12 protein-coding genes are annotated in these 17,975 nt (G+C 74.4%); 9 read left to right on the forward strand and 3 right to left on the reverse strand.

Annotated features, from left to right (window positions below; genetic code table 11):
• Window positions 1-164 precede the first annotated feature (164 nt).
• Both ABZ457_RS21215 and ABZ457_RS21220 read right to left on the reverse strand, forming a co-directional pair.
• Window positions 165-1,760, reverse strand: a complete 1,596-nt coding sequence (locus ABZ457_RS21215; RefSeq protein ID WP_359159411.1) for a ferredoxin — start codon at window positions 1,758-1,760, stop codon at window positions 165-167.
• The gene (locus ABZ457_RS21220) at window positions 1,757-3,298 is read right to left on the reverse strand and encodes a hypothetical protein (protein WP_359159413.1); all 1,542 of its coding nucleotides are present in this window, start codon (window positions 3,296-3,298) and stop codon (window positions 1,757-1,759) included. Before ABZ457_RS21220 ends, ABZ457_RS21215 begins: the two co-directional genes overlap by 4 nt.
• Window positions 3,299-3,736: 438 nt before the next feature.
• On the opposite strand from ABZ457_RS21220, the gene leuS reads away from it, so the two are divergent.
• The 8 genes from leuS (at window position 3,737) to holA (ending at window position 15,152) form a co-directional block, all read left to right on the forward strand.
• A complete protein-coding gene (leuS, locus tag ABZ457_RS21225; protein WP_359159415.1) occupies window positions 3,737-6,589 on the forward strand; it encodes a leucine--tRNA ligase in 2,853 nt (950 codons plus the stop codon).
• A 242-nt stretch (window positions 6,590-6,831) separates the two neighbouring features.
• Window positions 6,832-7,593 carry a hypothetical protein gene (locus tag ABZ457_RS21230; RefSeq protein WP_359159417.1) on the forward strand — a complete coding sequence of 254 codons (762 nt, stop codon included), beginning with the start codon at window positions 6,832-6,834 and terminating at the stop codon, window positions 7,591-7,593.
• A gap of 162 nt (window positions 7,594-7,755) precedes the next feature.
• On the forward strand, window positions 7,756-8,601 hold the full coding sequence (locus tag ABZ457_RS21235; protein ID WP_359159419.1) for a DegV family protein: 846 nt from the start codon (window positions 7,756-7,758) through the stop codon (window positions 8,599-8,601).
• 663 nt (window positions 8,602-9,264) lie between these two features.
• Window positions 9,265-10,107, forward strand: coding sequence for a ComEA family DNA-binding protein (locus ABZ457_RS21240; RefSeq protein WP_359159421.1), 843 nt, complete (start codon window positions 9,265-9,267; stop codon window positions 10,105-10,107).
• Window positions 10,104-12,683, forward strand: a complete 2,580-nt coding sequence (locus tag ABZ457_RS21245; protein WP_359159423.1) for a ComEC/Rec2 family competence protein — start codon at window positions 10,104-10,106, stop codon at window positions 12,681-12,683. The genes ABZ457_RS21240 and ABZ457_RS21245 overlap by 4 nt, the downstream gene beginning before the upstream one ends.
• 267 nt (window positions 12,684-12,950) lie before the next feature.
• Entirely contained in the window at window positions 12,951-13,799 is an 849-nt protein-coding gene (locus tag ABZ457_RS21250) for an arylamine N-acetyltransferase (RefSeq protein WP_359159426.1), read from the forward strand.
• 22 nt (window positions 13,800-13,821) lie between these two features.
• Window positions 13,822-14,067, forward strand: coding sequence for a hypothetical protein (locus ABZ457_RS21255; RefSeq protein ID WP_359159428.1), 246 nt, complete (start codon window positions 13,822-13,824; stop codon window positions 14,065-14,067).
• Window positions 14,068-14,165: 98 nt separating this feature from the next.
• Complete coding sequence (holA, locus tag ABZ457_RS21260) at window positions 14,166-15,152, forward strand: DNA polymerase III subunit delta (protein WP_359159430.1); 987 nt, start codon at window positions 14,166-14,168, stop codon at window positions 15,150-15,152.
• A 313-nt stretch (window positions 15,153-15,465) separates the two neighbouring features.
• Here holA and rpsT read toward each other — a convergent pair whose 3' ends face one another.
• Window positions 15,466-15,732 (reverse strand): 30S ribosomal protein S20, encoded by a 267-nt coding sequence (gene rpsT / locus ABZ457_RS21265; protein ID WP_018846685.1) that lies wholly within the window; start codon window positions 15,730-15,732, stop codon window positions 15,466-15,468.
• Between the two features lie 221 nt (window positions 15,733-15,953).
• Here rpsT and lepA point away from each other — a divergent pair, with 221 nt between their 5' ends.
• Window positions 15,954-17,819, forward strand: coding sequence for a translation elongation factor 4 (gene lepA / locus ABZ457_RS21270; RefSeq protein WP_359159433.1), 1,866 nt, complete (start codon window positions 15,954-15,956; stop codon window positions 17,817-17,819).
• Window positions 17,820-17,975 lie beyond the last annotated feature (156 nt).

Genomic DNA, 17,975 nt, shown 5'->3' on the forward strand with positions numbered 1-17,975 from the left:
GTTTGTGCGCTTTCTGGTATTCCTGGTGGTCTTTTTTTCAATTCTCCTTAGCTCCACAGAACGAGGAAGCGGGCCACCCGGTGAGGGTGGCCCGCTTCCTCGTGTTCGGCATGTCCGCCGGGGTGCCCGCCGCCCCTTCGCGGGGTCGGCGGGCGGGCGCGTGCTCAACTCCGGCCGCTGCCCAGGGCCTTGCGGTTGCTGCTCGGCAGCGCGGGCCGGGACGGTGGCTCCGGCGCCCCCGCGGTCGCCACCTGCTCGATCCGCATCGCCAGCGCCGGGCAGCGGCGTACGGCCCGCTGCGCGCGGCCCCGCATATGCGTCGGAACCACGGCGTCCGCGACCGACGGGAAGCCGTCCGGGTTCAGCCGGATCAGCTCCGGGACGATGTCCGCGCAGAGGCCGTGCCCCTGGCAGAGGGTCCAGTCGATGAAGATCTTCTCCCCGCTGGGGATGGACTCCTCGGCCTCCTCGTAGCCCGGCAGCGGAAGCGGCAGCACACCGGTCGTGGGGCGTCCGCAGCCGCCGTGCAGGACATGCGCGGCGAGGTCGTCCGTGAAGGCGGAGAGGGTCGAGGAGAAGAAGCGGGCGCTGCCGTCCGGGTGCTTGCACGCGCCCCGGCCCTTCACCGCCTGCGTCACCTCGCGCAGCGCCTCCAGGGCCGCGGGGCCGCCGCCGTTGATGACGTCTGCCAGCCCGCCCGCGGCGGCCGGCAGGCCCAGCTTGCAGGGCCCGCACTGGCCGGCGGTCTCCGCCGCCAGCCAGTTCGCCACCCGCAGGGACTCGCCGAGCGGGCAGGTCTCCGGGCCGATCGGCAGGATCGCCCCGGCCCCCAGGGCGCCCCCCACGGACGCCAGGGAGGCCTTGGAGACCACCGCCTCGTGCACGGCCGCGGAGTCGATCCAGTTGCCGTGGTAGCCGCCGGTCAGCACCCCCTGGGGGAGCGGCGGCGCGCCCGCGAGCTGGAGGACGTAGCGCAGCGGGACACCGGTCGGGACCTCGACGACCATCGGCCGCGCGACCGCCCCGGAGATCGTCAGCATCACCGTGCCCGGCTCGGAGTCCAGGCCGGTGTGCGCGTAGCGCCGGGAGCCGACCCGGGCGGCGACGGCGAGCTGGGCGAAGGTCTCGGCGTTCGACAGCAGGGTCGGCGCGCCGCCGACGCCGGACTCGGCGGCGCGCACCCGGCGGCCGGGCGGCAGCGCGGGCCCGCCGTTGACCGCGCGGATCACGGAGGACGCCTCGCCGGAGACCATCCGCTCCGGGGTGCGCACCACACGCGCCCGCAACTGCTGGCCCCGGCGGTCGGAGAGCCCGCGCTCGGCGAGGGCCGCGCGCATGGAGATCTCGGTGGAGTTCCGCGTCACCGCGACCACCAGGGTGCGCGCGCCGAGCGCCTCGGCGGCCAGCAGCGCGCCGTCCAGGATCAGGTGCGGCGCCCGGTTGAGAAGGACGGTGTCCTTGCGGCAGGCGGGTTCCCCCTCGCTGCCGTTGACCACGACGACCGGCCGGACACCGCGCCGGATCGCCGACTTGGCGACCGCGCGCAGCTTCTTGCCGAACGGGAAGCCCGCCCCGCCCCGGCCGGTCAGGGATATCTCCTCGGCGAGCTGGGCGAGCCGCTCGCCGCTGACCGGCTCCAGCGGCCCGTGGACCTTCAGATGCATCTGGAGGTCGAGCCGCTCGACCAGGTCGAAACCCTGCGTCAGTTGCGGGAGGCCGACGACGCGGACCTCGGGGACGTCAGGGAGGGGGGCGTTCACGGTCGTTCTCCTGCGGGTGCGTTCCAGGGCTCCCCGGCCGGCGGCTGGTAGAGCGGTCCCGGCATGGCCGCCGTGTCGTCGACGGCCCCGGCCTCCGGGGCGGCGGGGTACGGGGAGTTGGGGTCGTAGGCGGGGCCGCCGCCGGGCTGGTACGGGGGCTGGGTGTCGGCGGCGGGGTTGTAGGGCGGGTAGCCGCCCGTGTCGCCGAGGTCGCCGGGCGTGCCGTAGGGGGCGAAGCCGTAGGCGGGCGGCGCGTCGTAGGACGGGGGAGCGTCGAAGAGCGGCGGGGGCGGGGTGTCGTACGGCGGGGCCTCGGGCCGCTGGGCCTGCGCGGGGGGCGGCGGGGACGGGGTGGGCCAGGAGCCCGGCGGCGGGCCGGATTCCGTGACCACGGGTATCTCCTCGGTCATCGGAACCCGCTCCGCGAGCGGGGCGGACGGGTCCCCGGCCAGCGACACCGCGCGGTACGCGGCAGCCATCCCCGGCGCCCGGCCGCCGCCCGGCAGCACGGAGGGGTCGGCCTCCGGAGGCGGGGGCACCTCGTAGAGCTGCGGCGAGGGCGCGGCGAGCCGGGGCGGCTGCGTGCGGCCGCCGCCCAGCGGAGGGGCCTCGTCCGCGTAGGGGCGCTGCTGGGGGATGCCGCCGCCCGGCGGGTCCCCACCCGGCCGGTCCATGCGGTCCATACGGTCCATGCCAGCGGGTACGCGCCCGCGGCGCCCAGCGTTCATCCCGGCCGCGGCGTTCATGCCGGCCGCCGTGCCCATGCCGGACGTGCCGGGGAGCGGGGAGAGGGCCATGTCGCGCTGCGCCTGCTCCTCCGCGGACGGCGGCCGGACGGCGCCGCCGCCGGTCAGGGCCAGGATCCGGCCGGCGATCTGGCGCTGCATCGGCCGGGGCAGCAGCCGTACCGCCACGGCGGCGGCGACTCCGGCGAGGGCCAGGCAGTACATCGCGACGACCCAGCCGGCGGCGGGGCGACCCGCGTAGAGTCCGTGCACCAGCGCGAAGCACCAGGCCGGATAGGCCAGCATATGGAGCGGCCGCCAGCGGCCGGCGACCTTGCTGTTGCCGGCGAGCGCGCTGCGCAGGGCGCCCGTGGTGGCCGCGACGACCATCAGCAGGCCGGCCAGCGAGCCGAAGCCGATCAGCGCCGAGGTGCCGGTGACCCCCAGGCTGAACGGGATCAGGGCGCCGACGAGCGCGACGTGCCCGAGCGAGACCTTCACGGTGGCGTGCAGCAGCAGGAAGCCGAGCGAGGCCACCGCCGTGGTCCGGTGGATGCCCTGGGCGAGCAGCCGGTGCCGCGGGGCGAGCAGCACCCGGTCGGTGGCGAGCAGCCCCCAGGCGACGGAGGCGGTCAGCGACACCAGGGACAGGACCCCGGTGGTGAAGTCGAGCGCGGCGCGGAAACCGTCGCTGCCGAGGACGGCCAGCAACGGGATGAGGACGAGTGCGGCCGCGTAGAGGCCGCCCTGGACGGGGCGGCTGAGTCCTGGCCCGGGGCCCGGCGACAAACGCTGTTTGAGACGAGGGTTCATGGGGCGACTCCGAATGGTGCGGGAAAGCGGTCCCGTTGACGCACTCTAGGTCGACCCATACCGCGTGGTAGCGGGTTTCGGCGTTATCTGAGGTGAAGGAGCGCCAACTGACCCGGGGGTTGCCCTGGATCCGGCCGATACGCGGAGTAAGGCCGTCCGCAGGGATCGGCCGGGTGCGGGCGGGGTGGGACGCGGCCCCGGCACAAGGCGTATGCGGCCCGTTCTCCGGCTGCGGTACCCTGACGCCATGCGTGCCGTACGCCTTCTGCTTAGCGAGCCGCGCTGACCACTCCCGACGGATGACGGAAAACGTCGGAACCAGCGCGGCGTCCCCTCCTGTGCGAGGGGATTTTTCATTTCACCGGATCACCGGACCACCGGCCGGAGCGGATGAATCGCGGCAGCCGGCAGAGACGATCGATGGAGCTTTCAAGGATCATGAGCGAGACGAACTCCGCTGCCGAGGCGGCAGCCCCGCATCGTTACACGGCCGCCATGGCGGCCGACATCGAGGCACGCTGGCAGGACTTCTGGGACGCGGACGGCACCTACGAGGCGCCCAACCCGAGCGGCGACCTGGCCGGGGACCCGGCCGTCGCGGCCCGGCCCGAGAAGTTCATCATGGACATGTTCCCGTACCCCTCGGGCGCGGGACTGCACGTCGGCCACCCCCTGGGCTACATCGCCACCGACGTCTTCGCCCGCCACCAGCGGATGACCGGCCACAACGTCCTGCACACCCTGGGATTCGACGCCTTCGGCCTGCCCGCCGAGCAGTACGCGGTGCAGACCGGCACCCACCCCCGGGTCTCCACCGAGGCCAACATCGTCAATATGAAGGCGCAGCTGCGCCGACTGGGCCTGGGCCACGACAAGCGCCGCTCCTTCGCCACGATCGACCCGGACTACTACCGCTGGACCCAGTGGATCTTCCTGCAGATCTTCAACTCCTGGTACGACACGGAGGCGGAGAAGGCCCGGCCGATCGCCGAGCTGGTCGCGCAGTTCGAGGACGGCTCCCGCGAGGTGCCCGGCGGGCGCGCCTGGGCCGAGCTGACCGCCGGTGAGCGCGCCGACGTCCTGGGCGAGTACCGCCTGGCGTACGCCTCCGACGCGCCCGTCAACTGGTGCCCGGGCCTGGGCACCGTGCTGGCGAACGAGGAGGTCACCGCCGACGGCCGCTCCGAGCGCGGCAACTTCCCCGTCTTCAAGGCGAAGCTGCGCCAGTGGAACATGCGCATCACCGCCTACGCGGACCGCCTGCTGGACGACCTGGACGCGCTGGACTGGCCCGAGGCCATCAAGCTGCAGCAGCGCAACTGGATCGGCCGCTCCGAGGGCGCCCGCGTCGACTTCCCCGTCGACGGCCGCCCGGACACGGCGATCACCGTCTTCACCACCCGCCCCGACACCCTGTTCGGCGCCACCTACATGGTGCTGGCCCCCGAGCACGGCCTGATCGACTCGATCCTGCCCGCCGCGTGGCCCGAGGGCGTCCCCGAGGCGTGGACCGGCGGCGCCGCGACCCCGGCCGAGGCCGTCGCCGCGTACCGCAAGCAGGCGCAGACCAAGTCCGACGTCGAGCGGCAGACCGAGCACAAGGACAAGACCGGCGTCTTCTCCGGCGCCCACGCGGTCAACCCGGTCACCGGCGAGCGTGTGCCCGTCTTCGTCGCCGACTACGTGCTGATGGGCTACGGCACCGGCGCGATCATGGCCGTCCCCGGACAGGACGAGCGGGACTGGGAGTTCGCCGAGGCATTCGGCCTGCCCGTGGTCCGCACCGTGCGGCCGCCCGAGGGCTGGGAGGGCGAGGCGTACACCGGCCAGGGCCCGGCGATCAACTCCGCCAACGACGAGATCTCGCTGAACGGCCTGGACGTGGCCGAGGCCAAGAGCCGCATCATCGAGTGGCTGGTCGCCAGGGGCGTCGGCGAGGGCACCATCAACTTCCGCCTGCGCGACTGGCTGTTCAGCCGCCAGCGCTACTGGGGCGAGCCCTTCCCGATCGTCTACGACGAGGACGGCATCGCCCACCCGCTGCCCGAGTCGATGCTGCCGCTGGAACTGCCCGAGGTCGACGACTACTCGCCGCGCACCTTCGAGCCGGACGACGCGGACACCCAGCCGGAGACGCCCCTGTCCCGCGACGAGGACTGGGTCAACGTCACCCTGGACCTGGGCGACGGGCCGAGGAAGTACCGCCGCGAGACCAACACCATGCCCAACTGGGCCGGTTCCTGCTGGTACGAGCTGCGCTACCTGGACCCGCACAACAGCGAGAAGCTGGTCGACCCCGAGACCGAGCGCTACTGGATGGGTCCGCGGGACGGCAAGCCGCACGGCGGCGTCGACCTGTACGTCGGCGGCGCCGAGCACGCCGTGCTGCACCTGCTGTACGCGCGCTTCTGGTCCAAGGTCCTCTTCGACCTGGGGCACGTCTCCTCCGCCGAGCCGTTCCACAAGCTGTACAACCAGGGCATGATCCAGGCGTACGTGTACCGGGACAGCCGCGGCTTCCCGGTGGCGGCGGCCGAGGTCGAGGAGCGGGACGGCGCGTTCTACTTCGAGGGCGAGCCGGTCAGGCGCGAGCTGGGCAAGATGGGCAAGTCCCTGAAGAACGCGGTCACGCCCGACGAGATCTGCGCCGAGTACGGCGCCGACACCCTGCGCCTGTACGAGATGGCGATGGGCCCGCTGGACGTCTCCCGCCCCTGGGACACCCGCGCGGTCGTCGGCCAGTACCGGCTGCTCCAGCGGCTGTGGCGCAACATCGTCGACGAGTCGACCGGCGAGGTCACCGTCGTCGACACCGAGCCGGACGAGGCCACCCTGCGCGCCCTGCACAAGGCGATCGACGGGGCCGGCCAGGACCTGGCCGCGATGCGGTTCAACACGGCGATCGCGAAGATCACCGAGCTGAACAACCACCTGACCAAGGGCGGCGCCCCGCTGCCCCGGTCGGTCGCCGAGCGCCTGGTGCTGCTGATCGCGCCGCTGGCCCCGCACATCGCGGAGGAGCTGTGGCACCGGCTGGGCCACACCGGCTCCGTGGTGCACGCGGACTTCCCGGTCGCCGACCCGGCGTACGTGGTCGACGAGACCGTGACCTGCGTCGTCCAGATCAAGGGCAAGATCAAGGCCCGCCTGGAGGTGCCGCCGTCGATCACGGACGAGGAGCTGGAGAAGCTGGCACTGGGTGACGAGGCGGTGGTGGCGGCGCTGGGCGGCGCCGGTATCCGCAAGGTGATCGTCAGGGCGCCGAAGCTGGTCAACATCGTGCCGGCGTAGGTTCCGGCGGGGGTTCGGGTCGGGGGCGCGCGGGCGGTCGGCGCGGCCACGGCCGGGGCGCGGGGGTCAACACGGCGCCCGCGCAACGGGCCAGGAGAGTGCCCCGAGACACCCCTTAAGGGCAGGTTGGGGGTTCCGCTGGAACCCTCGGCCTGCCCTTTCCGTTTACCGTGGGAGGAGAACAGCCGCGGGACTCCGTTGCGGGCGCCGCGGCGGGACCGTATTCGACGCCGGAGGGGCCCATGGAGAGTGTCATCGTGATTCTGGCGGTGCTCTTCCTCGCCATGGTGGCCCTCGGGGTCTACGCGGGCGTGAAGGCGGTGGGCGCCGCGAAGCGCGGGGTCGAGCGCACGGTGAACCAGGCCCGCCGCACGGTCGAGGACACCACCCTGCGCGCCCGCACCTACGGGCAGCCCGGCCCGGCGGGCGAGCTGGCCCGGTTGCGGCTGTCCCTGCGCACTTCGATGCGCGCCACCCAGGACGCGCTGGAGGCGGGCGTGGCGGAGGACGCCTCGCTGTCGGAGTCGCTGGACCTCTTCCGCCGCCTCAGCGCGCACGGACACGAACTCGACGCCGACCTCAAGCGCCTGGAGCGCGAACCCGACCGCGCGAAGGTCGCCTCGCTCCTGCCCGAGCTGCGCGAGCGCACCGAGCGGGTCACCCACTCCGCGGACGCGCTCCGCTGGGCCGCCCGGGACCGCGCGCAGCGCTTCGCCGCCGACGACCTGGACTCGCTGAGCGCGCAGATCGACATGGAGGCGGGCGCGCTGCGCCACTGGTCGCAGGAGGGGACGCAGGCGGACGCGGCCCCGGCGCAGGGCGCCGGGCGCACGGCGTCCTGGCCCGCTGCGGGGGCGGCCGGCGGGGCAGCGGGCGGGCCCGCGCGGTCCGCGGAGAGCGGTGAGGGGCCCGCCGAGGGGCAGCCCCAGGCGATCACGGCGCCCGACCCGCGGCTGAACACCTACTCCTGGCAGAAGTCCCCGCGTCCCGAGACCACGAACTGAGCCGAGGCCACGAACTGAGCCGCGACCGCCGGCCGAGCGGGGACCGCTTGCTGACCCGGGCCCGCGCGCCGAACGGGGATCGCGGGTTGAGCGGGGTGCCCGGCGGGGGCGGAGAGGGCCCTGGGCTGCCGTCCGGCGCGCCCGGAGGGTAACCTCCCGCTCATGTCCCGCCATGTCGCGATCGTCACCGATTCCACGGCCTACCTGCCGGCCCCGGCGATGGAGCGGCACGGCATCACCGCGGTGCCGCTGACTGTCGTCCTCGGCGACCAGGCGCTGGAGGAGGGCACCGAGATCTCGTCGCGCTCGCTGGCCGCGGCCCTCCAGAAGCGCCGCCCGGTGACCACCTCACGCCCGAGCCCGGAGACCTTCGCCCGCGCGTACCGCGCGAAGGCCGAGGCCGGGGCGAGCGCGATCGTCTCCCTGCACCTGTCGTCGGAGTTCTCCGGCACCTACGACGCCGCCGTCCTCGCGGCGAAGGACGCGCCCGTGCCGGTCCGTGTCGTGGACACCGGTATGGTCGCCATGGCCCTCGGGTTCTGCGCCCTGGCGGCGGCCGAGGTGGCCGAGGCGGGCGGCTCGCTGGACGAGGCGGTCGCGGCGGCGGAGAAGCGCGCCGAGGGCACCTCCGCCTACTTCTACGTCGACACCCTGGACTTCCTGCGGCGCGGCGGCCGGATCGGGGCGGCGCAGGCCCTGCTGGGGTCGGCGCTCGCGGTGAAACCGCTCCTGACCCTGGAGGACGGCCGGATCGGGCCGCTGGAACGCGTGCGCACCGCCTCGCGGGCCATCGCGCGGCTGGAGGAGATCGCGGCGGAGCGGGCGGGGACCGCGCCGGTGGACATCGCGGTACACCACCTGGCGGCCCCGGACCGGGCGGCGGTGCTCGCCGACCGGCTGCGGGACCGGGTCATCGGCCTGGCGGACCTGCATGTGAGCGAGGTGGGCGCGGTGATCGGCGCGCACACCGGGCCGGGACTGCTCGCGGTCGTGGTCTCCTCGCGTTGAGGCGTTGAGGCGTTGAGGCGTTGAGGCGTTGAGGTGCCTGAGGGGCTGGGCGGGCGGGCGGTTCGTTCACTCGTGTGAGTGGCCGGGATATCCACAAGGGCCTGGTTATCCACGGGATTTGACGCAGCTCAGCGGGGTTCGGGGGCGCTCCTTAGCGTTCTCGGCATGACCTTTCGCAGCTCTTTCGCAACCAGTGGTCCCGGCCGTCCGCACGCCTCCGACGGCCGTGCCCGTCACCGCCAAGGGCGCCTCGCCCCGCTGCGCAGGCCGACCGGCCGCCATCGCGCGGGCGCGGGCGGCGGCGGACCGGGCCTCGCGGCGGTCCCGGGGCGGGGCACGCCGTCGGATGAACTCGGCCCGGGCGGGCCTTTCGCGGGCTGGCCGCGCGGGGCCTCCCTGGGCATCGCCAACGACGATCCGGAAGGCGGCGGGGACGGGGTGCGTGGGGGCGGTGGGCGTGCGCGGAGCGCGTCGCAGGTGTCGGCTGGTCCGCGCCTCGGCCGGGCCGCCGCGCCGCCCGTGACCGCCTCGCGCCGCCGTGCCGAGGCGCTGTTCACGCCTTCGGCGGGCGGGGTGGCGCCGGTCTCGGGCGCAGGGCCCTCCGGGCCGCCGTCGTCCGTTCCTCGCCGGGGCGGGGCACATCCGGCGGAGGGGCGCGTCCCGGTGGACGAGCCACCACAGCCCGGCCTGCCCGAGCCGCCGGGCGGGGCCGGCCTGCCCGATGGTCCCCCTGCGCCGGGTGTGCCCGACGCAGCGGGCGCGGGGGCCGATAGTGGGCGGATCGCCTTGGGCGCGGCGGCGGGTCCGGGCGGGGGCTCGCGGTGGGCCGCGTTGCGGGAGCGGCTGCCGCTCTGGGTGCAGCTCCGCTGCGGGCTCGAACCGCGCACCCTCGCGGCGCTGGCCGTGGTCCTCGTGGCCGCCGGGCTCTTCGCCGTCCAGCACTTCTGGTCCGGCCGCCCGCAACCGGTGGCCGCGCCGGAGGTGGTCCGGCAGGGCGAGGTCCGGGCGCCGGACGGGGACCGCCCCGCCGACCCGCCCGGCGGGGCCCTCCCGGGGGCCGTCACCGCCGCGCCCTCGGCGCGGATCGTCGTGGACGTGAGCGGCAAGGTGCGCAAGCCGGGTGTGCTGCGGCTGCCCGCAGGGTCGCGGGTGGACGACGCCCTGGAGGCCGCCGGGGGAGTGGAGCGCGGCGCGGATCTGGCCGGGCTCAACCGGGCTCGCGTCTTGAACGACGGCGAACAGGTGGTGGTCGGACTGCCGATGGCCGTCGCCGCAGGACCTGGGGCCGGGGCTGCCCCGGGAGGCGGGGGCTCCGCTCCGGTCAGTCTGAACACCGCCACCGCCGAGCAGTTGGAGACACTGCCGGGCGTCGGCCCCGTGCTCGCCCAGCACATCATCGACCACCGCACCCGCAACGGCGGCTTCCGCTCGGTCGAGGAGCTGCGTGACGTCAACGGGATCGGCGAACGGCGGTTCGCCGATCTGCAGAGCAAGGTGCGGCCATGAACCGGGCCGTCCCGGGGGCCGCGCTGCGGCCGCCGCCCGCCGTCACCGGCGCTCGCCGCGCGGACGACGGTCCGCACCCGCCCCGGTGGGGCGGGGAGGGCCCGGCCGACCTCCGGCTCGTACCGCTCGCCCTCGCGGCCTGGGGCGCGGCCGCCCTGGCCCTCGGAGCATCGGGCCGGGCGACCGCGGTAGGGGTGGTCGTCTCCGTGTCGGCGGCCGGTGCGCTGCTGCTCGCGGGGTGCGCGGGCGGCGGCCACCGGGCCGGGCGGGACGCGCCTGCCCGAGCCCTGCGAGACCCCGGTGCCGGACCCCGGCTGCGGGCCACGGCCGTCGCGGGCGTCCTGCTGTGCGCCGCCGCCGGTGCGACCGTCGCGGGCCTGCATATGGCGGACCTGCGGCGCGGCCCGCTGCCGGAACTGGCCCGCCAGGGCGCGGTCGTCACCGCCGAGGTGGCGGTGCGTTCCGACCCGCGCCCGCTCCTGCCCAAGGCCGTCGGCGACCGCACGGCACCGGAGACGATCGTCTTCGACGCGGAGGCGGTTCATGTCCGGGGGCCGCACGGCGAGACCACCGGCCTCCGCACACCGGTGCTGGTCCTGGTCGCGGCCGCCGGGCGGGACAGCGACTGGCGGAGTCTGCTGCCCTCGACCCGCCTGCGGCTGTCCGGGAGCCTCGCGCCCCCGAAGCGTCCGGACGACCGCTTCGCCGCCGTGCTGCGGGTCCGGGCGGGATCGGGCCCACGGGTCACCGGCCCGCCGACCACTGCCCAGCGCTTCGCCGGGGACCTGCGCGCCGGTCTGCGCGAGGCGACCGACGAACTGCCGCCGGACGCCCGGGCTCTGCTCCCCGGGCTGGTCGTCGGCGACACCTCCCGGATGCCCGCCGACCTCCAGGAGGCGTTCGAAGCGACGGACCTGACCCACCTCACCGCCGTCAGCGGCAGCAACCTCACGATCGTGCTCCTGCTGCTCATCGGTCCGCCCGGGCGGGCGCTGCTCGCCGAACGAGGGGGTCTGGCAGCGCGCCTGGGCATCACCCTGCGGAACACGGCGCTCCTCGGCGGCGGTCTGGTGCTGGCGTTCGTCGTGGTCTGCCGCCCCGAGCCGAGCGTGCTGCGGGCGGCCGCCTGCGGGCTCGTCACGCTGCTCGCCATCGCCACCGGGCGCCGCCGGTCCCTGCTGCCCGCCCTGGCGGCGGCCGTCCTGCTGCTGGTGCTCTACGACCCCTGGCTCGCGCGCAGTTACGGCTTTCTGCTCTCCGTGCTGGCGACCGGTGCCCTGCTGACGCTGGCGCCTCGCTGGAGTGCCCCCCTCCAGAGCCGAGGCGTCCCGCCGCGGATCGCGGAGGCCCTGGCCGCTGCCGCCGCCGCGCAGGCGGTCTGCGGACCCGTGGTCGCGGTGTTCGCGGCCCGGGTCAGCCTGGTGGCCATCCCGTGCAACCTGGCCGCGGAGCTCGCCGTCGCACCCGCCACCGTCCTCGGGTTCGCCGCGCTGGCCGCCGCACCCGTGGCCATGCCCGTCGCGGCGGTGATCGCCTGGTGCGCCGGGTGGCCCGCGGGCTGGATCGCCGCCGTCGCGCGGACCGGGGCGGAGCTGCCCGGTGCGGGGTTGCACTGGCCCGGCGGCTGGGTCGGGGGGCTTTTGCTCGCGGTCGTCACCCTCACGGTCGTCGCCGTCGTCCGGCGGCTGCCACGGCATCCGCTGGCCGGGGCGGTCTGCGTCCTGCTGCTCCTGCTGGTGGTCGCCCGCCCGGCACCGCTCACCCGGGTCGTCACGGGCTGGCCGCCGCCCGACTGGGACTACGTGATGTGCGATGTCGGGCAGGGAGACAGCACGGTCGTCTCGGTGGGGGAGGGCACGGCCGTGGTCGTCGACGCGGGGCCGGACCCGGAGCCGGCCGACCGCTGCCTGAGTGAACTGGGCGTGACCAGCGTGCCCCTGCTGGTTGTGACCCACTTCCACGCCGACCATGTCGCCGGTCTTCCCGGCGTGCTCGACGGGCGGAGCGTGGGCGCGATCCAGACCACGCACCTGGAGGAACCCGCCGCACAGGCCGAGTTCGTCGACCGGACCGCGGCCCGGGCCGGGGTGGAGGTGGTCCGGGCCGCCCCCGGTGAGCGCCGGCGGGCCGGGGGCGTCGAGTGGGAGGTCCTGTGGCCGGATCACCGGCCCGGGGCGGTGGCCGGCGGCGCGAACGACGCCAGTGTGACGCTGCTGGTCCGTGTCGACGACGGCCCGACGCTGCTGCTCCTGGGCGACCTGGAGCCGCCCGCGCAGCAGGCACTGCTGCGGGCCCGCCCGGTGCTGCCCCGGGTGGATGTGCTCAAGGTGGCCCACCACGGCTCGGCCCACCAGCACGCGGCGCTCGCCGCAGTGGTCCGGCCGAGGCTGGCGCTCGTGAGCTGCGGCCGGGACAACCCGTACGGGCACCCCTCGCCGCGCACGGTCGGGCTGCTGAGGTCGCTGGGCGCCCTCGTCCTGCGGACCGACCGCGACGGCTCGATCGCCGTGACCGGCACGGGCTCCCGGCTGCGCGCGGTCACGAGCCGCGGGCCGCCGCGCGGGGAGGGCCCGTGACCGGCCGCCGCCGGCCCGGGTGCGCGTTTCCCGCGAGCGCCGCCGGCCCGGGTGCGCGCGCCTTTGGCGGGGGCCGCCGCTCCTGGCCCCGGGTGCATGCCTCCGAGCGGGGCCGCTGGTTGCGGCCGGCGTGCAGCCCCCGGCGAGGCGAGCCAGCGGCCGTGCGGTACCGAAACACGGCCGACCGTCGGAGGAGGCGGTCTCCGCCGCACGACCCAGGACGGTCCCGGATGGCGCCCCGCGGGTCCGCCTCGGAAGACTGTCCGCATGGGAACCATCGAGGAACGGCGGGGCCGGGCGGACGGGTTGTCCGCGGAGGCCGTCGACGCCTATCTGCGGCGTATCGGAGCCGCCCGGCCGGAGCGCGCGGACGGCGCCGCCCTGCGGGAGCTCCAGGTACGGCACCTGCTGTCCGTGCCCTTCGAGAATCTGTCGGTGCACCGGCGTGAGGAGGTGGTGCTGGAGGAGGAACGGCTCGTCGCGAAGATCGTCGAGCGGCACCGGGGCGGCTTCTGCTACGAACTCAACGGCGCCTTCGCCGCGTTGCTGCGGGCGCTGGGCTTCGGGGTCACCCTCCACCAGGCCCGGGTGTTCGGCAGGGACGGCGCTCTCGGTGTCCCGTACGACCATCTGGCGCTCCGGGTGGAGACGGCGGACGGTACGGGGCCGTGGCTGGCGGACGTGGGGTTCGGCGACCACAGCCGGTGGCCGCTGCTGCTGGACGCTAGGTCGGACCAGGAGGACCCGGCCGGGGTGTTCCGGGTGGTGGACGGTCCGGGGCACGGGGACCTCGATCTGCTCCGGGGTGGGGTGCCGCAGTTCCGGCTGGACACCAGGCCGCGGGCGCTCGCCGAGTTCGAGGTCGGCAGCTGGTACCACCGCACCTGCCCCGCCTCGCACTTCACCGCCTCGCTGGTCTGCTCGCGGCTCACCGAGGAGGGCCGGATCACCCTGTCGGGGCGGAAGCTGGTGACGACCGTGCGCGGGGAGCGCTCGGAGCGTCTTCTGGAGAGCGACCGGGAGGTGCTGGACGCCTACCGCGAGCACTTCGGGCTGGAACCGGGCACGGTGCCGGAGGTCGCGGAGTTCGCCCTGACCGGGCCGGTGGCCGTCTGACCGGGCACGGCACAATGCGGGGGTGAGCGAAGTGAGACATGTGCTGGTGCTGCCCGACCGCGACGCCGCCGAGGAGGTCGCCGAGTCCCTCGGCGACCGCTTCGGGGTGGCCGAGGAGCCCCAGTTGGTGCGGGACGCCCTCGCGGGGGAGGACGACGCCGAGGACGCGCAGTGGCTGGTGGTCGTCGAGGACCCGGACGGCCGGCTGGACGCGCTCGCGCTGGACGAGTTCGTCGCGGGCTGGGACGGGTGGCGCGAGGCGCCCTGACCGCGCCCAGGGGCGCCGGGCCGGGCACCGGTCCCTGACCCTGCCCCCTACGCCCGGGCGCCCCCGGGCTGTCGGTGGCGCGTGGGATGCTTACCGCGATGGCCAGGAACAGTTCGACCGACGACCCGCTCGCCCCCGTGACCCTCGCCGTGGGCCAGGAGGACCTGCTGCTGGACCGCGCGGTCCAGCAGGTGGTCGCCGCCGCCCGGGCGGCCGACGCCGACACGGATGTGCGCGACCTCACCGCCGACCAGGTGCAGCCCGGCACCCTCGACGAGTTGACCAGCCCCTCGCTCTTCGCCGAGCGCAAGGTCGTGATCGTCCGCAACGCGCAGGACCTCTCCGCCGACACGATCAAGGACGTGAAGGCGTATCTCGGCGCCCCGGCCGAGGAGATCACCCTCGTGCTGCTGCACCCGGGCGGCGCGAAGGGGAAGGGCGTCCTCGACGCGGCCCGCAAGGCCGGAGCGCGTGAGGTCGCCTGCCCGAAGACCACCAAGCCCGCCGAGCGGCTGACCTTCGTGCGCCAGGAGTTCAGGTCCCTCGGCCGGTCCGCGACCCCCGAGGCCTGCCAGGCCCTGGTGGACGCGATCGGCAGCGATCTGCGGGAGCTCGCCTCCGCCGTGTCCCAGCTCACGGCGGATGTGGAGGGCACCATCGACGAGGCCGTGGTCGCGCGCTACTACACGGGCCGCGCCGAGGCGTCGAGCTTCACCATCGCGGACCGGGCGGTGGAGGGCAGGGCGGCGGAGGCGCTGGAGGCGCTGCGCTGGTCCCTGTCCACGGGCGTCGCCCCGGTCCTGATCACCAGCGCGCTGGCGCAGGGCGTGCGGGCGATCGGGAAGCTGCTGACCGCGCGCGGGGGCCGCCCCGCCGACCTCGCCCGTGAGCTGGGCATGCCGCCCTGGAAGATCGACCGCGTCCGCCAGCAGATGCGCGGCTGGACCCCGGAGGGCGTCGCCGTCGCCCTGCGCGCGGTCGCCGAGGCCGACGCGGGCGTGAAGGGCGGGGGCGACGACCCGGAGTACGCCTTGGAGAAGGCGGTCGTCACCATCGCCCGCGCCGCCCGCCCCCGTCGCGCCTGACCCACCGGACCGGGCCCCGGCCGGGGCCGTCGCGCCTGAGGGGCACGTCCGGCCCCTCGCCCGGCCCGGTCCCACCGCGCCCGGCCCGGTCCCACCGCGCCCGGCCCGCCTGCCCGGCGCACGGGAGCGGGGCGGCAATGACAAGGGCCCCGGTGACCGTCCTGGGGAAGGACGGCCATCGGGGCCCTGTCTCATGCTCGGTGCGCCGCACCCGCGTGGCGAACGCAGGCCGCGTGCGGCGCGGAGGGTGCTGTCCGGGAGCGGAAGAGAGGGCCCGCTGGGTCCCCGACAGCGATCAGTTCAGATGCGGTGCTCAGCCCTGGAGGGAGGCAACCTTGGAAGCCAGCGCCGACTTCTTGTTGGCGGCGGCGTTCTTGTGGATGACACCCTTGGAGACGGCCTTGTCGAGCTGACGGGAAGCGGCACGGGCCGCCACGGTCGCCTTCTCGGCGTCGCCGGCGGCGACGGCCTCGCGGGCCTTGCGGATCGCGGTCTTGAGCGACGACTTGACGGCCTTGTTGCGCAGGCGCGCCTTCTCGTTCGTCTTGTTCCGCTTGATCTGGGACTTGATGTTCGCCACGAAAAGAGCCTTCTCAGGTTCGATGATCTGTGATCTTGAGGTTGCGTCCCGCACATGAGAGGGCACGAGACACAGCTCGTCAGGCTACCAGCAGGCACTCGGGTGGCCCAAACCGGGCGCAGTCCCGCGCGCATGGGACCATAGGAGCCTGCGTATCGATCCGACACCGTCCCGAGGCGAGCCTCACCGACCCGGCGTCTGCTAAAGAATCAGGACCCTGCGTGCCCGCGACTCCTCCCTCCGTGCCCGAGCCGAGCCGTACCGACCCGGCGCTGATCCGCAACTTCTGCATCATCGCGCACATCGACCACGGCAAGTCCACGCTTGCCGACCGGATGCTCCAGCTCACCGGTGTCGTCGAACAGCGGCAGATGCGCGCGCAGTACCTCGACCGGATGGACATCGAGCGCGAGCGCGGCATCACGATCAAGTCCCAGGCCGTCCGCCTGCCGTGGAGCCCCACCGAGGGCGAGGGCCAGGGCCGGACGCACATCCTCAACATGATCGACACCCCCGGCCACGTGGACTTCACCTATGAGGTGTCCCGGTCCCTGGCCGCCTGCGAGGGCACGATCCTGCTGGTCGACGCCGCCCAGGGCATCGAGGCGCAGACGCTCGCCAACCTCTATCTCGCGATGGAGAACGACCTGGCGATCGTCCCCGTCCTCAACAAGATCGACCTGCCGGCCGCCCAGCCGGAGAAGTTCGCCGAGGAACTGGCCAACCTGGTCGGCTGCGACCCCGACGACGTGCTGCGGGTCTCCGCGAAGACCGGCGTCGGCGTCGAGGCGCTGCTCGACCGGGTCGTCCGGGAGGTCCCGGCCCCCGTGGGCGTGGCCGACGCCCCGGCCCGCGCCATGATCTTCGACTCGGTCTACGACTCGTACCGCGGTGTCGTGACCTACGTCCGGGTCGTCGACGGCAAGCTCGGCAAGCGCGAGCGCATCCGGATGATGTCGACCGGCGCCACCCACGAGCTGCTGGAGATCGGCACCAACTCGCCCGAGATGCTCCCGGCCGACGGCCTGGGCGTCGGCGAGGTGGGCTATCTGATCACCGGTGTGAAGGACGTCCGCCAGTCCAAGGTCGGCGACACGATCACCCAGCTCACCAAGGGCGCCACCGAGGCCCTCGGCGGCTACAAGGACCCGAAGCCCATGGTCTTCTCGGGCCTCTACCCGCTGGACGGCTCGGACTACCCGGAGCTGCGCGACGCCCTGGACAAGCTGCTCCTCAACGACGCCGCCCTGGTCTACGAGCCGGAGACCTCCGCGGCCCTCGGCTTCGGCTTCCGCGTCGGCTTCCTCGGCCTGCTCCACCTGGACGTCATCCGGGAGCGCCTGGAGCGGGAGTTCGGCCTCGACCTGATCGCGACCGCCCCGAACGTGGTCTACCGGGTGGTCATGGAGGACGGCAGCGAGCACACCGTCACCAACCCGAGCGAGTTCCCCGAGGGCAAGATCGACGAGGTGTACGAGCCGGTCGTGCGCGCCACGATCCTCGCGCCCAGCGAGTTCATCGGTTCGATCATGGAGCTGTGCCAGAACCGGCGCGGCACCCTGCTCGGCATGGACTACCTCTCCGAGGACCGCGTCGAGATCCGCTACACCCTCCCCCTCGCGGAGATCGTCTTCGACTTCTTCGACCAGCTGAAGTCCAAGACCCGCGGCTACGCCTCGCTCGACTACGAGCCCACCGGCGAGCAGTCGTCCAGCCTGGTCAAGGTCGACATCCTGCTGCACGGCGACAAGGTCGACGCCTTCTCCGCGATCACCCACAAGGACCAGGCGTACGCCTATGGTGTGCGGCTCGTCGCCAAGCTGCGCGAGCTGATCCCGCGGCAGGCCTTCGAGGTGCCCGTCCAGGCGGCCATCGGCTCGCGGGTCATCGCCCGCGAGACCATCCGCGCCATCCGCAAGGACGTCCTCGCCAAGTGCTACGGCGGCGACATCTCCCGTAAGCGGAAGCTGCTGGAGAAGCAGAAGGAGGGCAAGAAGCGGATGAAGATGGTCGGCTCCGTGGAGGTCCCGCAGGAGGCGTTCATCGCGGTGCTCTCCAGCGACGAGAGCGGCAAGCCGAAGAAGTAGCGCCCACCCCCGGCCCGAAAAGGCCACGGCCCGGCCCGGCTCCGGCCGCCCCCGCCATGGCCCGGCCCGCAGCCGGCTCGCCCCGGCCGGCCCGGCTCCGGTCGCCCCCGCCCCGGCCGCCCGCGCCGCCCCCGCAGAAGCGCCCGTCCACCCCGG

The sequence above is a fragment of the Streptomyces sp. NPDC005805 genome, assembly GCF_040630445.1.
Lineage (GTDB): Bacteria > Actinomycetota > Actinomycetes > Streptomycetales > Streptomycetaceae > Streptomyces.

Coding starts and splice junctions, on each gene's coding strand:
- ABZ457_RS21220 (WP_359159413.1), bottom strand. CDS start 3,298: ATGAACCCTCGTCTCAAACAGCGTTTGTCGCCGGGCCCCGGGCCAGGA.
- leuS (WP_359159415.1), top strand. CDS start 3,737: ATGAGCGAGACGAACTCCGCTGCCGAGGCGGCAGCCCCGCATCGTTAC.
- ABZ457_RS21230 (WP_359159417.1), top strand. CDS start 6,832: ATGGAGAGTGTCATCGTGATTCTGGCGGTGCTCTTCCTCGCCATGGTG.
- ABZ457_RS21235 (WP_359159419.1), top strand. CDS start 7,756: ATGTCCCGCCATGTCGCGATCGTCACCGATTCCACGGCCTACCTGCCG.
- ABZ457_RS21245 (WP_359159423.1), top strand. CDS start 10,104: ATGAACCGGGCCGTCCCGGGGGCCGCGCTGCGGCCGCCGCCCGCCGTC.
- ABZ457_RS21250 (WP_359159426.1), top strand. CDS start 12,951: ATGGGAACCATCGAGGAACGGCGGGGCCGGGCGGACGGGTTGTCCGCG.
- holA (WP_359159430.1), top strand. CDS start 14,166: ATGGCCAGGAACAGTTCGACCGACGACCCGCTCGCCCCCGTGACCCTC.